Here is an 18,953-nt window from a genome sequence, read left to right as displayed (position 1 = left end):
AGCAGATCAAAGGCAGAAGGAACGGTGAACCTGTCCGGCGCGTTAACAGGCCCGATAACGGGCAAAGAAGCTGGAGCGGATCGACTATGAAACTTTTCGTCTGTCAGGGATGCAGACAGATTGTGTTCTTTGAAAATACGTTCTGCGGTTGCTGTTCAAGGCGGCTGGGATTTGCCAGCGAAGCCATTGATATGCTGGCCCTCGATGCGGGCGGCGATGACCCGGCCGCTCCGGCCAGCGGTCCTGCGACCGGCGACTGGCTGCCGGTCGTCGCTGAAAGCCACGCACCGCGTTTTTTCTGTTCCAACGCGGAATACGACGTGTGCAACTGGCTGTTGCCAGAAGGCGGCGAAGACGCGTTCTGCGTCGCCTGCCGCTATAATCACGTCATTCCCGATCTGACAAAAGACGGAAACCTGGAGCGCTGGCGGCAGCTCGAACAGGCCAAACACCGGCTGTTCTACAGTCTGCTCAGACTGAACCTTCCCATGAAAACCCGCGCCGAAGACCCGACCGGAGGCCTCGTTTTCAACTTCCCCGACGATCCGCCGGATGGTGACCAGTCACAAAAAATCATGACCGGTCATGATGAGGGGGTGATCACCATAGCGTTGCGCGAGGCAGACGATGCGGAGCGCGAAAAAATGCGTGTCGAAATGGGCGAGCATTACCGGACGCTGCTCGGGCATTTCCGGCATGAGGTCGGCCATTATTACTGGAATATCCTGGTCAGAAACGCCGGCAATACAGAGGCCTGCCGGGCCGTTTTCGGCGATGATTCCCTGGATTACGGCACCGCCCTGCAAACACATTATCAGAACGGCCCCCCCGCCGGATGGACCGAAGACTATGTCAGCGCCTACGCGACCACCCACCCCTGGGAGGATTTCGCGGAAACATGGGCGCATTATCTGCATATCGTTGACACGCTGGAGACAGCCGTTGCCTATGGAGTTGCCGTCGATCCCGTCATTGTCCAGGATGACAGCCTGACGCGGCATTTCGATTTCGATCCATACGGGTCGGCTGCGTTTGACCAGATCATTCAGGCCTGGTTACCTCTGACACTGGCCGTCAATTCGCTCAACAGATCGATGGGGCAGCCAGACCTCTACCCGTTTGTCATCACACCAACGATCGCGAGTAAGCTGCATTTCATTCACAAGCTGGTTCATAACCTGCCGCTTTCATAGCAATTCCCGCGGAGGGGACAGGCACTCTCCCCTCCGCGGACGCTTTCAAAAAGCTGAATAAAAAGTCAGGATTGCGCGCGTCGCTGGCAACCCCTTAGAACGGCACGCATGACAGGTACGATACCAGTTGATGAGATGGTCGATGGCCGGGGTGGTGTGCGTCCGCACTGGCGCCGGCTGCTTGGCGTCATCTCGGATATTGGTCACAAAGAACTGCTGGCGCGCCGGCAGCATATCGCTCTGGCCCTGTCCGATCAGACAGGAATGCCGGTTCCCGCCATCGATATACAGTCAACTCACCGCCAGCCTGGCGCGGATGATCCGCCCGGCGTTCTCTGCGACCCGATTCCACTGATCCTTCCCGCTGATGAATTCGCCGCTCTGGAAGCCGGCGTGATCCAGCGCGCGCAGCTTCTTGAAGCCATTCTGAAGGACATCTACGGGAAGCGGACCATCCTCGATGAACGGCTGCTGCCCTCCGCCCTCGTCTGGGCCAATCATGGATTCCTGCGCGGAGGCACTCCCGACGGCAGCTCACCGCTGCCAGACCGGTTTCTGTCATTTTACGCGGTCGATCTGGTGAGAGGCCTGGACGGGCAGTGGAGCGTGCTGGCCGATCGTGCCTCCCGTGCCAACGGCGCCGGCCTGGCACTGGAAAACCGCCGCCAGATGACACGTCTCTTCCCGGAACTTTTCGCCGGACAGGATCTGCGCCGGCTGACACCGTTTCTCGAACTCTGGCAGGAATCCCTCCAGAATGACGGCCTGACCGGCGCCTCAAATCCAGGCCTGGCCCTGCTGACTCCAGGCCCCGCCGGGCCCCACTGGGGCGAGCATGTCATTCTCGCCCGCGAACTCGGCTGCGTCCTGGCCGAAGCCGGAGATCTCACCGTCAGGGAAGGGGAGCTGTGGCTCAAGACCGTGCGCGGCCTGCGCCGCGTCGATGTCCTCCTGATCCGGCAGAATGCCGATACGGTTGATCCTCTTGAACTCGAAGGACAGGGAACCGCCGGAATTGCCGGTCTGCTCGATGCCGCCCGGGCGGGCTCGGTCCGCCTGATGAACGATCCGCGTGTCGGATTTGTCGAAGCGCCCGGACTCATGCCGTTCCTGGCCCCTCTTTCCCGTCATCTGCTGGGCGAAGATCTGCTGCTCGGCAACCTTGAAACGATCTGGCTCGGTGACGATCTGGGACAGGCGTTTCTGAACGAAACCCTGTTCCCGCCGGAAAGTTCCGGAGAGAACGGCGCAGGCTGGGTTGTTGCCTCGGCGCTCGATCTCAATACATCCGTGACCCGGCTCGCCGGTCTGGATGCGGCCCGGCGCATGGCGTTTCAGAGCAAAGTCCGCGCCGCGCCCTGGCGTTATGTCGCCTGTCGCGCTCCCCATGGATCAGTGGCTCCGACCGTCGCGGAAACCGGGATCGTTCCGCGACCGGTGGTGCTCCGTCTTTTCGCAGCGCATGACGGTTCGAACTGGAGCGTGCTTCCAGGCGGCCTGGGACGTGTTTTCGCCGACGACGACGCCGTCACCATCGAGCCGGTTTCCGGCCCCCAGGTCACGAAGGATGTGTGGGTAACAACCGATGAACGTTTTGCCCCTCGTGAACATCCGGTGCCGCATGCACGCCCATTGCCGATTCGTCGCTCCCAGGGAGATCTGCCAAGCCGCGCCGCAGACGATTTTTTCTGGCTCGGCCGTTATCTCGAACAGCTCGAGGGAGCCGCCAGACTGCTGCACGTCGTCCTGGCCCATCTTTCAGGCCCCGATCCTTCACCCCGCGAGCGGGCCGATCTCGATGTGCTGATGCGTCAGATGCGGGTCGCCGGCCTCGCCGGCGAGACAGCCCTCTCCGGTTACGCCGTGGCCGGCATGATCAGGGAACTTTCCTCAGCGACCAGCAAGGACGGGCTGTTCGCTCTTCTGCTGCGTAAAATCATTCGCCTGGTGCCGGAACTGACCGACCGCCTCACACGTGAAATGCGCGATTTCATCACACATCAGGCGCATGCGATCCTGCGCGCCATGGAAACCCGGCCCTCGCGCGGAGATCCGGGTCAGATCCGGGACTTCCTGACCGACATCACAGGCCGCCTCCTGGCTTACGGCGCCACCCTGTCAGGCCTCGCGGCGGAAAACATGGTCCGTTCCGGTGGCCGCCAGTTCATGGATCTCGGACGGCGCATTGAACGGGCATCTGCCGTCCTGCTGAGCTGCGCGGGGATACTGGAGCAGCCGGACGTTCACCAGCGTGGCCGGATGGAAGGCGCGCTCCGCCTCATGCTGGAACTCTGCGACAGCGTGATCACCTACCGGTCCCGCTATTTCGGCGTCGTGCAGCCCGCACCCGTCCTGGATCTGCTCCTGCTGGACGATGACAACCCGCGCGGCGCCGGATTTCAGCTGACAGCCCTTCGCGACTCTCTCGCCGAACTGGCATCGGAAGACGAAAGCACAGCCCCCTCCGCGCAGCGCGCCGCCTCCGCGGAACTGGCCTCCGCCGCCAGTGACCTGCTGGAGATGCTCTCCTGCCTGGTATCGTCCGTGATGAAAGACCCGGATCAGGATCGGGCTGCCGCAATCCTGCCCGAGGCCCTGCGTCAGGCACAGGCCTCCGTCATGCTGCTGTCCGGGGAAATCGGCCGCTGCTACTTCTCCGTGCTCAACTCGCCCCGGCTCGTCGGAATCTCAGAAGACGGAAGCCTCGATGAGGCCGAAGCATGATTTATCGTGTCCGCCACGCGACGTCCTACACCTATGGGCGCCCGGTAGAACTGGCCTCGCACGTTCTCCATGTGACGCCCCGTGATTTTCCCGGCCAGCGGGTCATATGGACACGTCTCGACTGCGATCCGCTGCCCGTCCGCCGTCGGGAAGGCGTCGATCATTTCGGGAACCGGATCTTCTGGCTGTTCCACGAAGCCCCGCACAGCCGCTTCGATATCGTGGCGACATCCGAGGTCGAAGTCCTGTTCGATCTGCCGCCGCCCGCGGAAAAATCGCTCCCCTGGGAAGTCGTGGCCACTCTGGCGATGCAGGACCCCGACGTATCGCAATATCTGTTCGACGGAGCGATGTGCGCAACATCGCCAGCCGTGGGCGCCTGGGTCGCGCAATCCTTCCCTGCAGGCCGCCCGGTCATCGAGGGATTGATGGACCTCAATCTTCGGGTCTTCAGAGAGTTTCGCTTTCGCTCCGGTGTCACGTCCTTCCGCACAACCGCCGATGAGATCCTCGCACGCAAAGAAGGCGTCTGTCAGGACTTCACCCATCTGATACTGAGTGGCCTGCGCTGGCTCGGCCTGCCGGCGCGTTACACCTCCGGTTATATCCGGACCCGGCCTTTGCCCGGTCAGAAAAGACGTCTCGGCGCAGACGTGTCGCACGCCTGGGTCGGCGCCTGGCTCGGACCGGATCACGGCTGGATCGGTCTCGATCCCACAAACGGAATCGTGGCGCGGGATGAGCATGTCGTACTGGGATGGGGTCGGGATTACGCAGATATCAGCCCGGTCAGAGGCCTGATCCTCGGCGGCGGAGGCGACTCCCTCCGGGTCGGCGTGGATCTGGTTCCGGCCGATGAATGGGATCGTGATCCCGCGCTGCAGGCCCTCGGAGCTGCTCCCTCCCGCCCGGACGCCGACATCTCCGCATGATGCCCGTCTGAAAGGCCCCGCTGTCGTTAATGGCTGGCGGAAGCCGGACTTTCCCCGGCCCCGGAAAAGGGCAGACCCCTTTACCCCGATCTGCTGATCACCAGGCCGGAGCTTCCAGAGGCTCTGTTGTCATTAAGTGCTGGCTCCTTCCCAGGGCTTTGCCCTGGAACCCACCAAAGGTCACAGACCTTTGGAAACCATTTTATTATTCATCAATCGGGGTGCAGGGGCCGTCGTGCGCGGCACGCCTTCGCGTGACGGTCTCTTCCGGGTGCGGGCAGAGCCCGATCTTCTGCACGCAACGCTACCAGAGCCCTGAGAAAAACACCGGCACGTAACGCCAGCAGAGCCCTCAGGGGAAAGCAAGCCGCACCGAGACCGGACAGTGATCTGAAAGCTGCGCCGGCGTGACGCCCGGATCATGATAGGTCGTGACACGCAGACTGTCCGGTCTGAGCCAGTCCCGCGCTTTCCCTCCCAGAACGATATGGTCGATAAAATACTCGCCCCCCCAGCAGGGACTGGCCCGCCCGGCAGTGGTCAGGGTCAGCGGAGCATCCTGCTTCAGAAAAAGAAAAAACGGATCAGCCGGCGTCATGCGGCGATTGAAATCACCAAGAATCGCAAAAGCTTCCTCTGAGTCGTTGCGCTCCAGCGCCCAGTTGTCGAGAACGGAAAACTGGCTCCTGAGCGTCGGACAGGCATGCTGCCGTTCCGCCCACGGATTGTCCCAGCACCCCGTCTTGAGATGAACCACAAGCAGCCGCAGAGAGGCCCTGCCATCGCTTATCGTGATGTCGAGCCCGCTGCGTAAGGCATGAGGCGCATCGGGAGGATAAACATTCAGGGCCGTCAGATCCGGATTCCGGGTCACGCTCAGCGAACCTCGGATGGCAACCCCGACCTGCTGCACCACATGGTCCCCGGACATGATGATTCTGTATTTCGGCGGCCGGAATATCCGAGCGGCAATCGGCGCGCCATCAACCTCCTGAAACCCGATAACATCGGCATCCAGATGATCGGCATAGCTGGCAAGGCGGGCAATATCCGCCTCATTGCGCCGGTAAATTCCTTCCGGTAACGCAGAATCACCGGCAGGCCGTGATGTCAGCCAGCCGAGATTCCATGTCGCAAGCTTCAGTGAAGAACCAGACGCGCAGGCTGGCAGACATGCCAGCAGCAGTATGGTCAGGCAAAAGAACTGACCGGCGAAAATACCTCCCGCCGACCCCTTCTCAACCCACCGGTTCGGCCGGAACAGGCTTTGTCTCAAGGCGCGATATCGCGTCCTCGATAGAAATCGTCTTGCGGGAGTCCTCATCAAGAACCAGAACCTCGCCTGTGCCGATATCATAGAACCAGCCCTGCAGGATCAGTTGCCGGCGTGCAAGGGCCGCCGCGACGGAAGGATGCGTCCGAAGATGCGAAATCTGCAACAACACGTTCTGCTCGGCCAGGCAACGGACAGTTGCAGGCCCGGCATCCTCACTCACCAGAGCCGCAGTCACGGCCAGCGCCGCTTCAGCATTGCGCAACCATGATTTCACAGTCGGCATTTTCGCCAGCTTGCCGGGATCAGGGTCAAGCAGAGCCGTCATCGCGCCGCAGTTTGAATGACCACAGACAATAATGCTGGAAACACCGAGCGCGAGAACCGCGTATTCAATCGCAGAAGACACACCGCCCAGCATTTCCCCATAAGCCGGAACGATGTTGCCGATGTTGCGCAGAATAAACAGGTTGCCAGGGTCAGTCTGAGTGATCAGCCCCGGGCTGACGCGGCTGTCGGCGCACGCAATAAAAAGAGTGCTCGGCGCCTGGCTTTCCGCCAGTCCTTTGAAAAGCTCCTGCTTCTCCGGAAAGACATGCGTATTAAAATACTCAACGCCACGCAGAAGGGCAATCAGTCTGTCTCTGGCGGTTTCATTTGCCATTCTGTTTCTCCGGTAAGGCGCGCAACACGTCAGACAATAACATGGCATCGCGCTAACAAGAATGCCCGCCTTTATCGATGGTTCCATGAAACAGAAATCGTCACAGTAGCGAAATCCAGGGACATGTCCGGATCACCGATCATTGCGTTGAGATGACAGTTCTGCTTGTCCTGCCACGCTATGTCGCAATGTTTTCACGTGTCCGGAAAGACCCGGGTAATAATACGTTGTAGCTGACCGTGGCCGCACAAAGAGAAGCCGGGACCGTCGCACGGGCGGTACAGTGAGAGTAAATGGAGGCGTCGGGCATCAGGCGCCGCGTCCCACAGGCATTATTGCCCAGAGATAAGGTGGCCCGAAGGCATAGTCGCGATGATCCGTCCATAATGCGGGAGGGAGACCGGATCATCATCATTGCCGTTCCCATTGCTCTCAGCGCCGGAGAACCGCACGTTATGACAGACACACACGGCGGTCTGCCAAACGCAGTGCTTGAAAAGACCGGAGAAGGGAACATCCGGGCAACACTGGAAGCACTTCTCGTCAGAAAGCAACGCTTCCCCACGGCCTGCGCCGAACAGTTGCCGGTTCGCGTCACGCAGACGGAAGGCGGCGGCCGGATGATCGAAATACCGTACCTCGTCACGACGCGCATGGGCTCCGGTGAACCCGGATGGGTTTCCTGTTACGATATCATGCCCTGGGAGGATCGGCGGTCAGAGGCTGACGTGGAACGCATCTCCGATCTGGCGGCGCAACTGGTGAATGATTCGTTACAAAGTGCAACGGCTTCAGGTCTGACGCCGGAACAACTGCTGCATCGCCGCCGCCTCGGCGTTCTCTTTTCAGGCGAAGGCTGGTCCTGGCGCCCGGAACTGGCCACCGAGCGATGGACAGTCCTTGATCAGGCCGGATTGCCGGAAACAGACGGAGCCGCTTCCGGAGACGGATCTCTGGGAAGACCCTTCCGGGGCTGGCTCGCAAGTACCCTGTGTCACCTGCGACGCCCCCTGAAGTCCTTGTCGTTGCCAGTGGAACTGATGCCCGATCGCTTCACCATCCCACAGTTTCAGGCCGCCGCTGAAGGCGTGCTGGGGCAGGTGCTCGATAAACAGGTGTTCCGCCGTAACGCAATAAACTGCGGATTTCTCGAAGACACCGGCGGCCACAGCGATGAAATCGTCGGGCGACCGGCCAAACTGTTTCGATTTAAAATCGATGTCGCCGTGGCGCGATCAATGCAGAGCGTGCCGCTCGTCCTGCCCCTGGCCGGCGATCTGGCCCGCTACGAAACAATCGAAACGCTCCTGAGCCCCGTGGTAACCGGACCCGAAAAACCCGACGGGATACAGCGTTCAGCGCCGAGGACCGAAAATGATGACTGAACCCCTGAACCCCCGAAATCCGCTGCCGGTAACCGTTTGCTGATCTTTCTCTGCGACTGAACTCCGATGTGAACGCCGCCGGAGAGACTGCCCGGGACTGCGTGACTCTTCCGATGCCCGACTGATCATCCCGTCGGATAGGGAAGAAGACTGTGCATCCTGGCCGACCTCAATGGCACCGGCGTTTCGTTCGCTGAAAAGGATGCACCAATGGCCGCCAGAATTGACCTTCATACTCTGCGCGGTTTGCCCGTCATCGTCGGAGCCGGCGTGGCAGGGCTGATGACCGCTCTCCATTTTGGCGACAAACCCTGCGTCCTGGTGTCCTGCGCCGAGCCTCCCGGTGTCGGGGCGTTGCCCTATGGCGTCGCCGCCGCCCTCGGAGCCGACGATACACCTGCTGACCGCGCCAGGCACACTCTGGAGAGAGCCGACGGCCTCGCCAGTCTTGAGACAGTCCAGCGCATCACCGGAGCTATGGCCAGTGTGGTCGATACGCTCGGCCAGTTTGGCATCACCATAAAGGCCGGATCTCATGATTCGGGCTTCGCTCTGCATGCCGCCCTTCTCGCAGCGGTCCATGCCCGCCCCAACGTCACGATTATCGCACCGACAGCCGTACGGCGCCTGATCGTCGTTGATGGACACGTGCGCGGGATCGCGCTGAACGCCGGCGAACGGTCTGTGACACTCGATTCAGACGCTGTCATCCTCGCGTCAGGCGGAACATGCGGGCTTTACAGCGACGGTCTCGGCCCCCGAACAGCAGCTGGAAGCGGACTGGCCGTCGCCGCCAGGGCGGGCGTCGTGCTCTCCGATCTCGAATTCGTCCATTTCCATCCGTTCGCGCTCTCACTCGGAGATACACCCGGTTCCGGGCTTGCGATTCCGTTCGGCCTCTACGGACCCGATGCAATGCTCCTCGATGAACAGGGGCAAAAACTCGAAGGCGATATCAGCGATCCGGCCTATGTGGCACGCGCCATTTTCGCACGGAAAACCGAGGGACACGCGGTCTTTCTCGATCTGCGAAAAATTGTGGCGTCGGATGAAAAAAAGGACGGCAGCATCCTGAAATCATTCCTCTCCGTGTGTCACGCACGCGGGATCGATCCCGCCACACAGGCATTGCCCGTCCGGCCCGCACCGGCATTCCATATGGGCGGGATCAGGACGGATGCCAGCGGCAGAACCTCGCTTCCCGGCCTGTGGGCCTGCGGAGAAGTGGCCAGCACCGGATTTCACGGCGCGTCGGTGTATGACGGCAATCCATTACTGGAAGCGGTGGTGTGCAGCCGGTTCGTGGCAGAAAACGTCACGGGCCGGATGCCTGCCCCGTTTCGCGACGTTTCGGGCATCCGGCCTGAGCAGTCGCTGCCACGAGGTCTGCTGCCGGTAGTGCGCAAAGTCATGTCAACCGCAATGGCGCCGATGCGAACCGAAACCATGCTGACCGATGCCCTCATGCGCATCTCACGATTCGCTGATTACGATGATGTCGCGCTGATCGCCCAGATGATGCTTGTGTCGGCACTGAGGCGTCGTGAAAGTCGTGGAGCGCATTTCCGTTCCGATTTCCCCGCCGCAGACACCGTGGCAAAGCGCGTTTCGCTGACGGCAGATGAAGTGCGTACTGCCGTCAGGCTGATCGGAAGAGACCATCCGGTCACATGGTCACTCGATGGCGTAACGCAGATAAACCCGCTCAACGCCTGAACGACAGAACGGAAAAGCCCCCACTCCGGTCCGTGCTAACGCTGACACGCGGGAAGAAAGCTCCGGTGCTTCACCCCGCTCCCTGCCAAACGTCACGGACATCCGAAAACCGGCCCGTTACTCAACAGATCGGAGTGAAGGGGGCATCGCGTGCAGCACGCCTTCGCGTGACGACCCCTTCCGGGTGCGGGCAGAGCCCTCGCGGCAGTTAGTCTTTAATGCTGTTTGATATAAGGTAAAAGGCTCACGCCCCGGATCAGGATGCGGCCCGGATCGCACGCAGGAGCGCGGCCAGGGCGTCAGGCTGTCCGTCCTGAGTCTGGCCGGTCATGCCAGTCGCCAGAAAATCGGCCGTCCGCGTTAACTGACTGAGCAGGGCAGTATTCTCCAGCATCTGCTCCGGTGAGCCGCATTCCGCGACCACAGGCAGTTCCATCACTTCCGCCCACCACTGGAGCAACGCCATATCGGTCTCGTCGCATGTGTCATGAAACGGGCCGAACGAGATGTAGTCAGCGCCACTCTCCCCGGCCTGCATCCCAAGATCCCGACTTGTGCCACAGAAGGCGCCGAGTTGCAGGCTGTCACCAATCAACCGGCGCGCCGCTGCAACATCGGCCCCATCGACATGAACACCATCGCAGCCCGTCTGCCTTGCAAGCTCCGGCAAGCCGTCAAGGATCAGAGCCACACCCTGATTCTGAATGGCAGGGCGAAGTATTTCAATCGCGCGGATCAAAGTCTCAGGCGCCCCCGCTTCGAGCCGAAGCCTGACAGCCGCGACCGGAACTGCCGACAATATCTGCCCGATACACGGCAGAAAGGCGTCCGCATCTGAAATGGCCGGTGTAACCAGATAAATCTCACACCCGGCGATGTCATCTGTCGTTGCGTTCTGCACTGCGGCCATCAACTTATCTCCCATGACGACCGCATATGCTCCGCCTGCGTTTTCCTGTCTACGAACGCCACGGAGTAAGGCATGTTTTCCGCGCCCTCCGCCCACACGACCGCTCCGCCACCTTCGCAGCGCCTTGCCCTGAAACCACCAAAAATCACAGATCAGTACGCACCACGAACAGAGCCTTTTGAAACAGACTCTCACTCAGCGGAGAAATGTCTGAAACAGTCTCTCAGACGTTCAGCCGTCAGGTCAGCAGTCACAACATAAGCCTCCGGACGGCACGCAATCACTTCGGCATTCAGCGAAGCCGCCAGATCAGCAACCTGCCGATATTGCGGACACTCCAGGTGCAGAACGATGCGGGACTGTCCCAGCGCCAGAGCCGACGCCGCGCGCCCCGCCTGAGCGCCGCAATCCAGAATGTCGATGAAAGCCGGACCAGCCAGCCCGCACTCATCAGGCCCGGAATTTCCGCCGGCCCCGCTGCCCGGAACCAGACACTCCCGACGCACAGCATCCATCATGGCGAGCCACCAGGGAGAGCCCATGAACGATGCCGCATCCGGCGGAGACAGCAGCACAGGGCACACCGCAAGCTCGCGGCCAATGGCAAGAGCACGCCGCGCTTCGGAAATCGTGCCGATAACAAACACAGCACAACGCGGCGCAGCAGCATTTTCAGTTGCTTTTTCGGAAGATGGTGTGCGGATCATGCTTGACGTTCTATCCCGTGCGGGTGATCTGTGACATTGGTATTTCAATACACAGACAGGGCTGCACAAGTGTCGGACAGAGGCGAAGACAGGCACGACGACCCGATGGCCGGCTCTCCGGCTGCCGCAGATCCGGTCAGCAGACTTCGCACAGCCCTCGACCGGATCGCCTTTGCGCTCGATCGTCGCAAAACAGAAACACCACCTGAAGTCCCGGTTCCGCCGCCTGGCCCGGATATGCAGGAGGTTCTGGCGAGTATCGATCTGCTGATGACCCGGATTAACGATGTTCTGGAAACCAGGGAGACTGTGGCCGCCGCGCCGGTTCATGAGCCCCCGGCAGATCATAACCCTGCTTACGGCCAGCCGGTCGCCGATGCGTATATGCCGCCCTCAGACAACGGCGGACAGACCTTTGAGCCAGCACAGTTTCCTGTTCAGCAGTATGAAGAGCCATTCCATAATCCGCAGACCGGCCAGAACGGCGACCCGTCATTCACGGAAGGCCCTTATCAGAACAATCCCCCGATGGATTCCCACCATCAGTCGCCGTCCTGGAATGATACGAACTACAGTTCAGGATATGAGTCCGGGCAACGATATGGCGGGGAGGGATGAACATGCCGCAGGTCACAGTTCGCATTAACGGATACGCCTATACGATCGGCTGCGAGCGTGGCGAAGAGCGGCACCTGCTGGCCATGGCGCAGGAAGTCGAAAAACGTGTCAGCCGGGTCCGCAATCTCGGCTTCAGCGGAGAAGCGAAGGTGCTCGTGCTCGCGGCGCTGCTGATGGCCGATGAGATCTCTGATGTGTCCGCTGAAAAACTGCCGGTGGAAACACATAACGCCATCATCGCCGGAGAGCAGGCCACAAAAGACAACGCCTATCTGCTGGAACAGATTTCTTTGCTCGCTGAACGCACCGAAACCATTGCGGATGCCCTTGAGCGCGACTAGATTAGGGATGCGGAGCTGCCCGGTTCGTCAGGCAATTTCATCCCCTGGGCCGATAAGCACTTCCTCGGGAGCTGGCGCTGCTGTGATCGTGGTCATGGTATCCGGCGCCCACCTGCACTAGCAGGTCCTGGAGGTTGTATAGACCAACGGCCATGGTGGCTCCGCAAAACACTCCTGAACACAGAATGCACGACGATCCGCCAGACATCGCAGCCGCCAAACGCGCTCTTCGCGACGCCAGCAAAGCGCTGCGATCCCGGGATGCAGCATTATCCGCCGATGTCTGCCACTGGCTTCGCACCCATCTCCACACCCGAAAAATCCGCTCCGTCGCCTGCACATGGCCGCTGGAACATGAAATCGACCTGCGACCCCTCTGTCACGCCCTCCATCAGGACGGCCTGATCATCGGGCTCCCCGAGACACCCAAAAAAGGTCACCCCCTCACGTTTCGTCTCTGGCGGCCAGGTTGCGCAATGCAGCCGGGCCGCTTCGGCACACAGCATCCCGAAGGGCCGGTCATGACCCCGGACATCGTGCTCGTGCCAATGCTGGCCTTCGATCGCCGTGGCTATCGTCTCGGATATGGTGGGGGCTACTATGACCGGACGCTCGCCGCGCTCCCGCACGCCAGGCCCGTCGGTTACGCTTCATCCATGCAGGAAAAGACGGCCATCCCCACCGGCCCGCACGACATCGCCCTGCCCGTCATCGTCACCGAACGGGAGATTATCCACTGCTCCGCGGGCAAAAACCCAGGGCAGGACGACGTGACGACACCAGACTGAGCATCACCCGTTTTTTGGCTTTTATGCGGAGCGCGACTATACCCGCACCGGGACAGCCTTGCAGAAACGGGAGAAGAGCGTGCGGATACTGTTTCTGGGTGACATTGTTGGCCGCTCCGGCAGAGACGCGGTTCTCGCCCGCGTCCCGGACCTCAGACGCACTCTCGCCCTCGATCTCGTCATCGCCAATGCGGAAAACGCCAGCCACGGATTTGGCCTGTCGCCTGCCATCGCCCGTGACCTGATGGCGTGTGGCGTCGATGTCATCACCCTTGGGAACCACGCCTGGGACAGACGCGACCTGATCGGCGAAATCGACGCCCTCGCAACAGTCATCCGACCACTCAACTTCCCCCCCGCAACCCCGGGACAGGGAAGCACGGTCATCACACTCGCCGATGGCCGCCGCGCCCTCGTCGTCAACGTGATGGGGCGGCTCTTCATGGATCCTCTCGATGATCCCTTCCGCCTGACACTCGAACTGCTGTCACGGCATCGTCTGGGCGTCACCATGCAGGCCGCCGTCGTCGATCTGCACGCAGAAGCCAGCAGCGAGAAATGGGCATTCGGTCACGCCCTGGACGGTAAAGTCTCGCTGGTGATCGGCACCCACACCCACACCCCCACAGCAGATCACAGGATCCTGCCGGCAGGGACGGCCTTTCAGAGCGATGCCGGAATGTGCGGCGATTACGACAGTGTCATCGGCATGCAGAAAGAGACCGCCATCGCCCGGTTCATTCGCAAAATGCCAGGAGAGCGCCTTCAGCCCGCCGATGGCGAGGCGACGATCGCCGGCCTGATGATTCAAACAGACGATGCAACAGGCCTGACCCGAAAAGTCGCTCCGTTGCGCCAGGGCGGCATTCTGTCACAGACAAAACCGGACTTCTGAAACAGCCTGCCGCCGCGTTCAGGCCGCGCTCCGTGCCGGCCTGATGATCCCCACCCGAACGGAAGGATCTCCCGCAAAGGTCGATGAGCCGGTATGAGTCAGCACAAGTGACGGATCAAGCCAGACTTCACCGCCAATGGCGCGCCAGCGGCGGCAGAACGCAAAATCCTCACTCAGATACGTCTTCGTCTCCGGATCGATCATGCAGTCAAACAGCGCATACGCCTCCGTTTCAGCGACCGGGGCAGACTCATCCTGCCCGACCGGCGCATCAATCCGGCTGTAGCGCGTCTCAGGATAGGCCTGAATCATCTGAGAAACAGCGTTCCTGCTGATGAGCATGAACCCCGTTCCCGCATAAGCCGCCTTCACCAGCGCACCTTCCGTCCCGACAGGATGCTGCTGCTCGTGCAGGGCTTCAGTCTCCCCGACATACCGGAGCGAAGCCGTCGCCGGTGTTTCCCCGCGCCGGGTCTGCGCCTCGGTCAGCGCATCCCAGTAGCGGTCCTTAAGAGGATAAAGCCCGGCCACCAGGTCCTTGCCCGCATTCACAATGCGGGGCAGGGCGTCTGGCGCGAAACCAATGTCACTGTCGATAAACAGAATATGGGAGGCAGAGCTCTGCGCCATGAACTGATGCAGTAACGTGTTGCGGGACCGCGTGATAAGCGCGTCATTCCCGATCATCGAAAGCGTCAGCTCAATGCCGGACTGCTGCGCCGTCGCCATGCAGCCAATGATCGACTGCATATAATTCTGCGTGACAAGACCGCCGAAGCACGGCGTCGCAATGAAGACGTGGGGGGAGGAAGTGAAAGCGTTCACGCACATCAGGCCTTAATTTGTTCGCGCCATCCTGTGCCAGACGGGTTTCGATCCGCTTAATTTACGCGCCACTCTCCGCAATCGGTTCCCACCGCCCAGGCCCGGCATTGCGAAACTGGGGAATATGCGCCAGCGCCTGCACCAGCGCCGCATCTTTCCCCAGCGTCGAACGCCAGGCCTCCCCGTCCGTCAGAACAGCACCAAGCCCCACGACTTCAGCCGAAGCCTGACGCGCCAGCACCAGAGACGCCAGAAGGCTCGACCCCGTGGCAATCACATCATCCACCACAATCACACGCCGCCGCATCAGCATCGGCAAAGCCGCCTTGTCCAGACGCAGTTCCTGAGTGCCGTGCGATGTCACGGAAGACAGGGAATACGTCAGAGCATCCGCCAGATGCTTTTTGGGGGATTTCTGCAGGATGACGTATTTGTCGAGCCCGAGATGACGCGTGACCTCAATCGCGACCGGAATGCCCAGCGTCGCCGTGCCAATGACAAGTTCCGGCTTCAGCGGACGAAATCTCTCAGCGAGCGCCGCCCCGATATGATCGCCAAACGAAACGCCCAGATCGGTAATCATCATCAGCGCAATAGCGCGGTCCGGTGAGACAGGCGTGATCGGCAGACTGAGCGGATAACCGGCAACGTCCACCTCCCACGAGGTCACAGCGCGGAGTGGTTCGTTCTGCTTCATTTTTATCTTCTCTGGTCAGCCAGACAACGTCCGGACAATCGACGTCACACGCACGGCATCATGATCATTCAACGCAAAAAAGCGGTCCCGGTTTGAAAAACCTCCGGCACGCAGAAGGCCGTCACCCACAGGGCCGGAAACCGCCGCGGCACAAACAGAGATTACTCAGAACCAGCCTACTCCGTGATCGTGTCAAAGCCGTCTTCCGGCGGCAGATGGCGCGGCTTCCGGGCTTCATCAAGCGCGACAAAGGTGAACTTCCCCTGCGTCACCTTTCGGCGGTAATTGGTGTTCCGCGCCCTGCGCCAGGTTTCCACATGAACGACAATCGAAGACTGCCCGGTCTGCGTGATCTTCGTATAAATGCTCACCTCATCACCCACCACGACAGGCTCGTGGAAAATGAAGCTGTCGATCGCAACCGTCACACAGCGCCCTTTCGCCCGGAAAGCCGCGGCCGTGCCCGCGGCCAGATCCATCTGCGAAACAAGCCAGCCCCCGAAGACATCACCGGCCGGATTGGTATCCGTAGGCATGGCGACAACACGGATCGTAGGAATGACCTCTGGTGGATAAGAAGAAGTCGGCACAGGAATGATCCTTGGTACGAGCGTAACGCTCTTTTACAGCCAGGACGAGTCGCCCGTTACCGGAACGGAGGCTCATCGAAACCACGCAGCTTGCGGGAATGTAGCCTCGCAACCCCCTGTCTGCGCAACAGCCGCATCGTCTCAATCCCGACCGTCAGATGCTGGCTAACCCGTTCGCGGTAGAAGGCATTGGCCATTCCGCGCAGCTTCAATTCTCCGTGCAGAGGTTTGTCAGACACACAAAGAAGCGTCCCGTAAGGAACCCGGAACCGGAATCCGTTGGCCGCAATCGTCGCCGACTCCATATCAACAGCAATCGCCCGTGACATGTTGATCTCGGTAAATAATTCCCTGAGACGCAACTCCCAGTTCCGGTTGTCCGTCGTCATGACCGTGCCCGTCCGGAGCCGCGTCTTCAGCTCCGCATCCTTCAGACCCGTCACCTCAGCCGTCACCGACTGAAGCGCCACCTGCACCTCCGCGATCGGCGGAACCGGAACCCAGGTCGGAAGATCATCATCAAGAACATGATCCTGCCTGACATACCCATGCGCCAGAACATAATCCCCAAGCACCTGCGTGCGCCGTAATCCCGCACAATGACCCACCATCAGCCAGCAATGCGGCCGAAGCACAGCCATATGGTCAGTGATGGTCTTCGCATTGGCAGGGCCAACACCAATATTCACCAGCGTAATCCCGTCACCATCCGGGCGCTGCAAATGATAGGCCGGCATCTGCGGCAGGCTGGTGACAGGCGGCCCACCCGGAACGCACTCACCCGTCGTCCCCGTCCAGACGCAGTCCCCCGGCTCGACAAAGGCGCAGTATTCTTCGCCTTTCGCCACCTCGGTCCGTCCGAAATCGCGAAACGCATCCACATAGCGCTGGTAATTCGTCAGCAGGATAAACCGCTGGAAATGCTTCGGGCTCGTCCCCGTATAATGATGCAGCCGGGCCAGCGAATAATCGGTGCGCTCCGCCGTGAACAGCGAAAGCGGACGCGGCTGCCCGTCCGTCGGAATATTCTGACAATTGGCAATCGAATCGTCCGTCGCATGCAGATCCGGCAGCGCGAAACGCTGCTGAATACGACGCAGATCAGCTTCCGTCAGCGCGCTGACAGCCTCTTCAATGACGTAGGGCAGCGGTATCGGCCGGAGCGAACGCCCCACATAAACAGGCTGGTCATAATGGCGCAGAAGAATGTCGATCTGCTCACACCAGTACTCCCGAAAGAGTTCCGGGTGCGTGAGCGTCGTTCCGTAAAACCCCGGCTCAAGCACAATATCGAACGGAGGCCGCGTCTCGGGCGGCGCTCCCCGCGCGACAAAAAACGCAAGATACGGATAAACCGCCCGTTCCGACACGTCGGCGCCGTTGCCCAGGAAAGCCTCGCGCAGGAGCCGGACGCTTTCGTCATAAAGCTCTTCGATCCGCGCCACCGCCCCGGTGGCATCGCGGAATGCGACAAAATCAGTCCCGACAGAATCCAGTATCCGAGCCGAATCACTCATAGTTCTGCTTCCTCCGAATCAGCCGATCCCGCACCGTACACGTCCGGATCGTCAGAGCGACCTTCGTTCAGGACTGTTCAGGAAAAAATGTCCCGCCGCCGTAATCGCAGACCAGTCAGCTTCAGTGACGGATCAGAATATAGTTGATCGTCACATCCAGATCGAAGTGGTCCCCCGGAATATCAGGCGGAACCGGCGGCAACTGCGCCCCATGGAACATGCCCGTCGTCGATGCGTCGAGTTCATACGACCCGGACTGGTTGGTCAGCCGCACAAAACGCACACGTCCCTGACGATCAATCACCACATGAACCGAAGAAGGCCCTTCCTCCCCGTTTCGCGCCGCTTCCTCAGGATAATACATGTGCCGCCGGATCCAGCGGTCCACATCGGCGCTGTAATCGTCACTGACGCCTTTCGTCGTGCTCCGGGTCGCAAACGGCGCGTTGAGCTGCCCGTTCTGGATCATCGGTCCGATCGAGAGATCAATCGGGCCGCCGGAACCGCCAGATCGTCCGCGCCGGGAACGACGCGGCGCGGAGGACTGGTCGAAGGACAGATCCATCGGCGAATCGAACGGGGAGGGCGCCCGCTGCCTGTGCTGCTCATGCTTCACTGACTGCCGGCTGGCCGTCTGCTTCGCCGCCTTCTTGCTGCCCTGACCGGCATCGGTCGATGCAGGATTGACCGGAGCCGTCTCATTGGTCGGTTTCGGATAGTTCTCATCCGCCGGCGCCTCGGGAATCGGAGGCGCCGCAGGCGGCTCCGTGGTCGGCTTCGCAGCCCCCGCCGATGCCTCGGACTCTTCCGGCTGGGCATTGCTGCTCTGCGATGATTTCGGCGAATCCGTGCCACCGGCCTGATCAGGAGAGCGCTCGCCCTTCATCCCGCTCTGCGCCGGCGGGGTAACGAACATCATGTCAACCGAGCCGGTTTCAGGAGATTGCGGATTCCCCCGGGGGCGATGATGAGCCGCAAGCAGAATGGCCACCGTCAGCAAGGCGAGGTGAAGCAGAAGAGACAGAAGAATGACGGGAATCAGATCAGGATCAGCAAAAACCTGACGCGGCGTCATCGGCGTTTTCGCCGGACGCAGACGGCGCACCCCCGGTCCACGCTCGACCAGAGCCGGCCCCAGGCCAGGCCGCATCGGATCGCTCTCCGGTGGTTTCCTGGCC

At 60.8% G+C, this 18,953-nt stretch carries 18 protein-coding genes and 1 other RNA gene; 10 read left to right on the top strand and 9 right to left on the bottom strand.

Annotated elements, in window-relative coordinates; all coding sequences use genetic code 11:
- Nucleotides 1–86: 86 nt before the first annotated feature.
- The 3 genes from GOB85_RS01350 to GOB85_RS01340 all read left to right on the top strand — a co-directional run bounded on the left by GOB85_RS01350 (nt 87) and on the right by GOB85_RS01340 (nt 4,849).
- The gene (locus GOB85_RS01350) at nt 87–1,193 is read left to right on the top strand and encodes a zinc-binding metallopeptidase family protein (RefSeq protein ID WP_173575796.1); all 1,107 of its coding nucleotides are present in this window, start codon (nt 87–89) and stop codon (nt 1,191–1,193) included.
- A gap of 108 nt (nt 1,194–1,301) precedes the next feature.
- A complete protein-coding gene (locus GOB85_RS01345; protein ID WP_173575795.1) occupies nt 1,302–3,917 on the top strand; it encodes a circularly permuted type 2 ATP-grasp protein in 2,616 nt (871 codons plus the stop codon).
- A complete protein-coding gene (locus GOB85_RS01340; RefSeq protein ID WP_173575794.1) occupies nt 3,914–4,849 on the top strand; it encodes a transglutaminase family protein in 936 nt (311 codons plus the stop codon). The genes GOB85_RS01345 and GOB85_RS01340 overlap by 4 nt, the downstream gene beginning before the upstream one ends.
- 352 nt (nt 4,850–5,201) lie before the next feature.
- On the opposite strand, the gene GOB85_RS01335 is transcribed toward GOB85_RS01340, so the two are convergent.
- Together GOB85_RS01335 and GOB85_RS01330 are read right to left on the bottom strand one after the other, a co-directional pair.
- Nucleotides 5,202–6,044: an endonuclease/exonuclease/phosphatase family protein gene (locus tag GOB85_RS01335; RefSeq protein WP_408737009.1), complete on the bottom strand. Its 843-nt coding sequence runs from the start codon at nt 6,042–6,044 to the stop codon at nt 5,202–5,204.
- A gap of 43 nt (nt 6,045–6,087) precedes the next feature.
- Nucleotides 6,088–6,786 carry a carbonic anhydrase gene (locus GOB85_RS01330; protein WP_173575793.1) on the bottom strand — a complete coding sequence of 233 codons (699 nt, stop codon included), beginning with the start codon at nt 6,784–6,786 and terminating at the stop codon, nt 6,088–6,090.
- Between the two features lie 455 nt (nt 6,787–7,241).
- Here GOB85_RS01330 and GOB85_RS01325 point away from each other — a divergent pair, with 455 nt between their 5' ends.
- Nucleotides 7,242–8,171, top strand: a complete 930-nt coding sequence (locus tag GOB85_RS01325; protein ID WP_173575792.1) for an NrtR DNA-binding winged helix domain-containing protein — start codon at nt 7,242–7,244, stop codon at nt 8,169–8,171.
- Between the two features lie 210 nt (nt 8,172–8,381).
- Nucleotides 8,382–9,887, top strand: coding sequence for an FAD-binding protein (locus GOB85_RS01320; protein ID WP_173575791.1), 1,506 nt, complete (start codon nt 8,382–8,384; stop codon nt 9,885–9,887).
- Nucleotides 9,888–10,143: 256 nt separating this feature from the next.
- On the opposite strand, the gene GOB85_RS01315 is transcribed toward GOB85_RS01320, so the two are convergent.
- Together GOB85_RS01315 and GOB85_RS01310 are read right to left on the bottom strand one after the other, a co-directional pair.
- Nucleotides 10,144–10,797, bottom strand: coding sequence for a thiamine phosphate synthase (locus tag GOB85_RS01315; protein ID WP_173575790.1), 654 nt, complete (start codon nt 10,795–10,797; stop codon nt 10,144–10,146).
- Between the two features lie 191 nt (nt 10,798–10,988).
- Complete coding sequence (locus GOB85_RS01310) at nt 10,989–11,504, bottom strand: hypothetical protein (protein ID WP_173575789.1); 516 nt, start codon at nt 11,502–11,504, stop codon at nt 10,989–10,991.
- A 69-nt stretch (nt 11,505–11,573) separates the two neighbouring features.
- On the opposite strand from GOB85_RS01310, the gene GOB85_RS01305 reads away from it, so the two are divergent.
- From GOB85_RS01305 to GOB85_RS01285, 5 genes are all read left to right on the top strand, one after another.
- Nucleotides 11,574–12,122, top strand: coding sequence for a hypothetical protein (locus GOB85_RS01305; protein WP_173575788.1), 549 nt, complete (start codon nt 11,574–11,576; stop codon nt 12,120–12,122).
- A 2-nt stretch (nt 12,123–12,124) separates the two neighbouring features.
- Entirely contained in the window at nt 12,125–12,463 is a 339-nt protein-coding gene (locus tag GOB85_RS01300) for a cell division protein ZapA (RefSeq protein WP_173575787.1), read from the top strand.
- A gap of 9 nt (nt 12,464–12,472) precedes the next feature.
- A non-coding RNA gene (gene ssrS / locus GOB85_RS01295) (6S RNA) lies at nt 12,473–12,629 on the top strand.
- The gene (locus tag GOB85_RS01290) at nt 12,616–13,251 is read left to right on the top strand and encodes a 5-formyltetrahydrofolate cyclo-ligase (RefSeq protein WP_173575786.1); all 636 of its coding nucleotides are present in this window, start codon (nt 12,616–12,618) and stop codon (nt 13,249–13,251) included. The genes ssrS and GOB85_RS01290 overlap by 14 nt, the downstream gene beginning before the upstream one ends.
- Before the next feature lie 79 nt (nt 13,252–13,330).
- Nucleotides 13,331–14,146 carry a YmdB family metallophosphoesterase gene (locus GOB85_RS01285; RefSeq protein WP_173575785.1) on the top strand — a complete coding sequence of 272 codons (816 nt, stop codon included), beginning with the start codon at nt 13,331–13,333 and terminating at the stop codon, nt 14,144–14,146.
- An 18-nt stretch (nt 14,147–14,164) separates the two neighbouring features.
- Here the strand turns inward: GOB85_RS01285 and GOB85_RS01280 are convergent, their stop codons facing one another.
- The 5 genes from GOB85_RS01280 to GOB85_RS01260 form a co-directional block, all read right to left on the bottom strand.
- Nucleotides 14,165–14,971 carry a hypothetical protein gene (locus GOB85_RS01280; RefSeq protein WP_173575784.1) on the bottom strand — a complete coding sequence of 269 codons (807 nt, stop codon included), beginning with the start codon at nt 14,969–14,971 and terminating at the stop codon, nt 14,165–14,167.
- 61 nt (nt 14,972–15,032) lie between these two features.
- Nucleotides 15,033–15,668, bottom strand: coding sequence for a phosphoribosyltransferase family protein (locus GOB85_RS01275; protein WP_173575783.1), 636 nt, complete (start codon nt 15,666–15,668; stop codon nt 15,033–15,035).
- A gap of 176 nt (nt 15,669–15,844) precedes the next feature.
- Nucleotides 15,845–16,264 (bottom strand): acyl-CoA thioesterase, encoded by a 420-nt coding sequence (locus GOB85_RS01270; protein WP_408737008.1) that lies wholly within the window; start codon nt 16,262–16,264, stop codon nt 15,845–15,847.
- Between the two features lie 50 nt (nt 16,265–16,314).
- Entirely contained in the window at nt 16,315–17,775 is a 1,461-nt protein-coding gene (locus GOB85_RS01265) for an AMP nucleosidase (protein WP_173575782.1), read from the bottom strand.
- Nucleotides 17,776–17,896: 121 nt separating this feature from the next.
- Nucleotides 17,897–18,925 carry an energy transducer TonB gene (locus tag GOB85_RS01260; RefSeq protein WP_242011197.1) on the bottom strand — a complete coding sequence of 343 codons (1,029 nt, stop codon included), beginning with the start codon at nt 18,923–18,925 and terminating at the stop codon, nt 17,897–17,899.
- Nucleotides 18,926–18,953 lie beyond the last annotated feature (28 nt).

It is taken from the genome of Acetobacter fallax (assembly GCF_011516735.1).
Taxonomy (GTDB): Bacteria; Pseudomonadota; Alphaproteobacteria; order Acetobacterales; family Acetobacteraceae; genus Acetobacter; species Acetobacter fallax.
Note: the sequence above shows the minus strand (reverse complement) of the source record. Positions and strands in the feature narration are given on the sequence as shown.

Coding starts and splice junctions, on each gene's coding strand:
- GOB85_RS01265 (WP_173575782.1), bottom strand. CDS start 17,775: ATGAGTGATTCGGCTCGGATACTGGATTCTGTCGGGACTGATTTTGTC.
- GOB85_RS01345 (WP_173575795.1), top strand. CDS start 1,302: ATGACAGGTACGATACCAGTTGATGAGATGGTCGATGGCCGGGGTGGT.
- GOB85_RS01260 (WP_242011197.1), bottom strand. CDS start 18,925: ATGCGGCCTGGCCTGGGGCCGGCTCTGGTCGAGCGTGGACCGGGGGTG.
- GOB85_RS01320 (WP_173575791.1), top strand. CDS start 8,382: ATGGCCGCCAGAATTGACCTTCATACTCTGCGCGGTTTGCCCGTCATC.
- GOB85_RS01315 (WP_173575790.1), bottom strand. CDS start 10,797: ATGGCCGCAGTGCAGAACGCAACGACAGATGACATCGCCGGGTGTGAG.
- GOB85_RS01330 (WP_173575793.1), bottom strand. CDS start 6,786: ATGGCAAATGAAACCGCCAGAGACAGACTGATTGCCCTTCTGCGTGGC.
- GOB85_RS01300 (WP_173575787.1), top strand. CDS start 12,125: ATGCCGCAGGTCACAGTTCGCATTAACGGATACGCCTATACGATCGGC.
- GOB85_RS01340 (WP_173575794.1), top strand. CDS start 3,914: ATGATTTATCGTGTCCGCCACGCGACGTCCTACACCTATGGGCGCCCG.
- GOB85_RS01325 (WP_173575792.1), top strand. CDS start 7,242: ATGACAGACACACACGGCGGTCTGCCAAACGCAGTGCTTGAAAAGACC.
- GOB85_RS01350 (WP_173575796.1), top strand. CDS start 87: ATGAAACTTTTCGTCTGTCAGGGATGCAGACAGATTGTGTTCTTTGAA.
- GOB85_RS01275 (WP_173575783.1), bottom strand. CDS start 15,668: ATGAAGCAGAACGAACCACTCCGCGCTGTGACCTCGTGGGAGGTGGAC.
- GOB85_RS01310 (WP_173575789.1), bottom strand. CDS start 11,504: ATGATCCGCACACCATCTTCCGAAAAAGCAACTGAAAATGCTGCTGCG.
- GOB85_RS01290 (WP_173575786.1), top strand. CDS start 12,616: ATGGTGGCTCCGCAAAACACTCCTGAACACAGAATGCACGACGATCCG.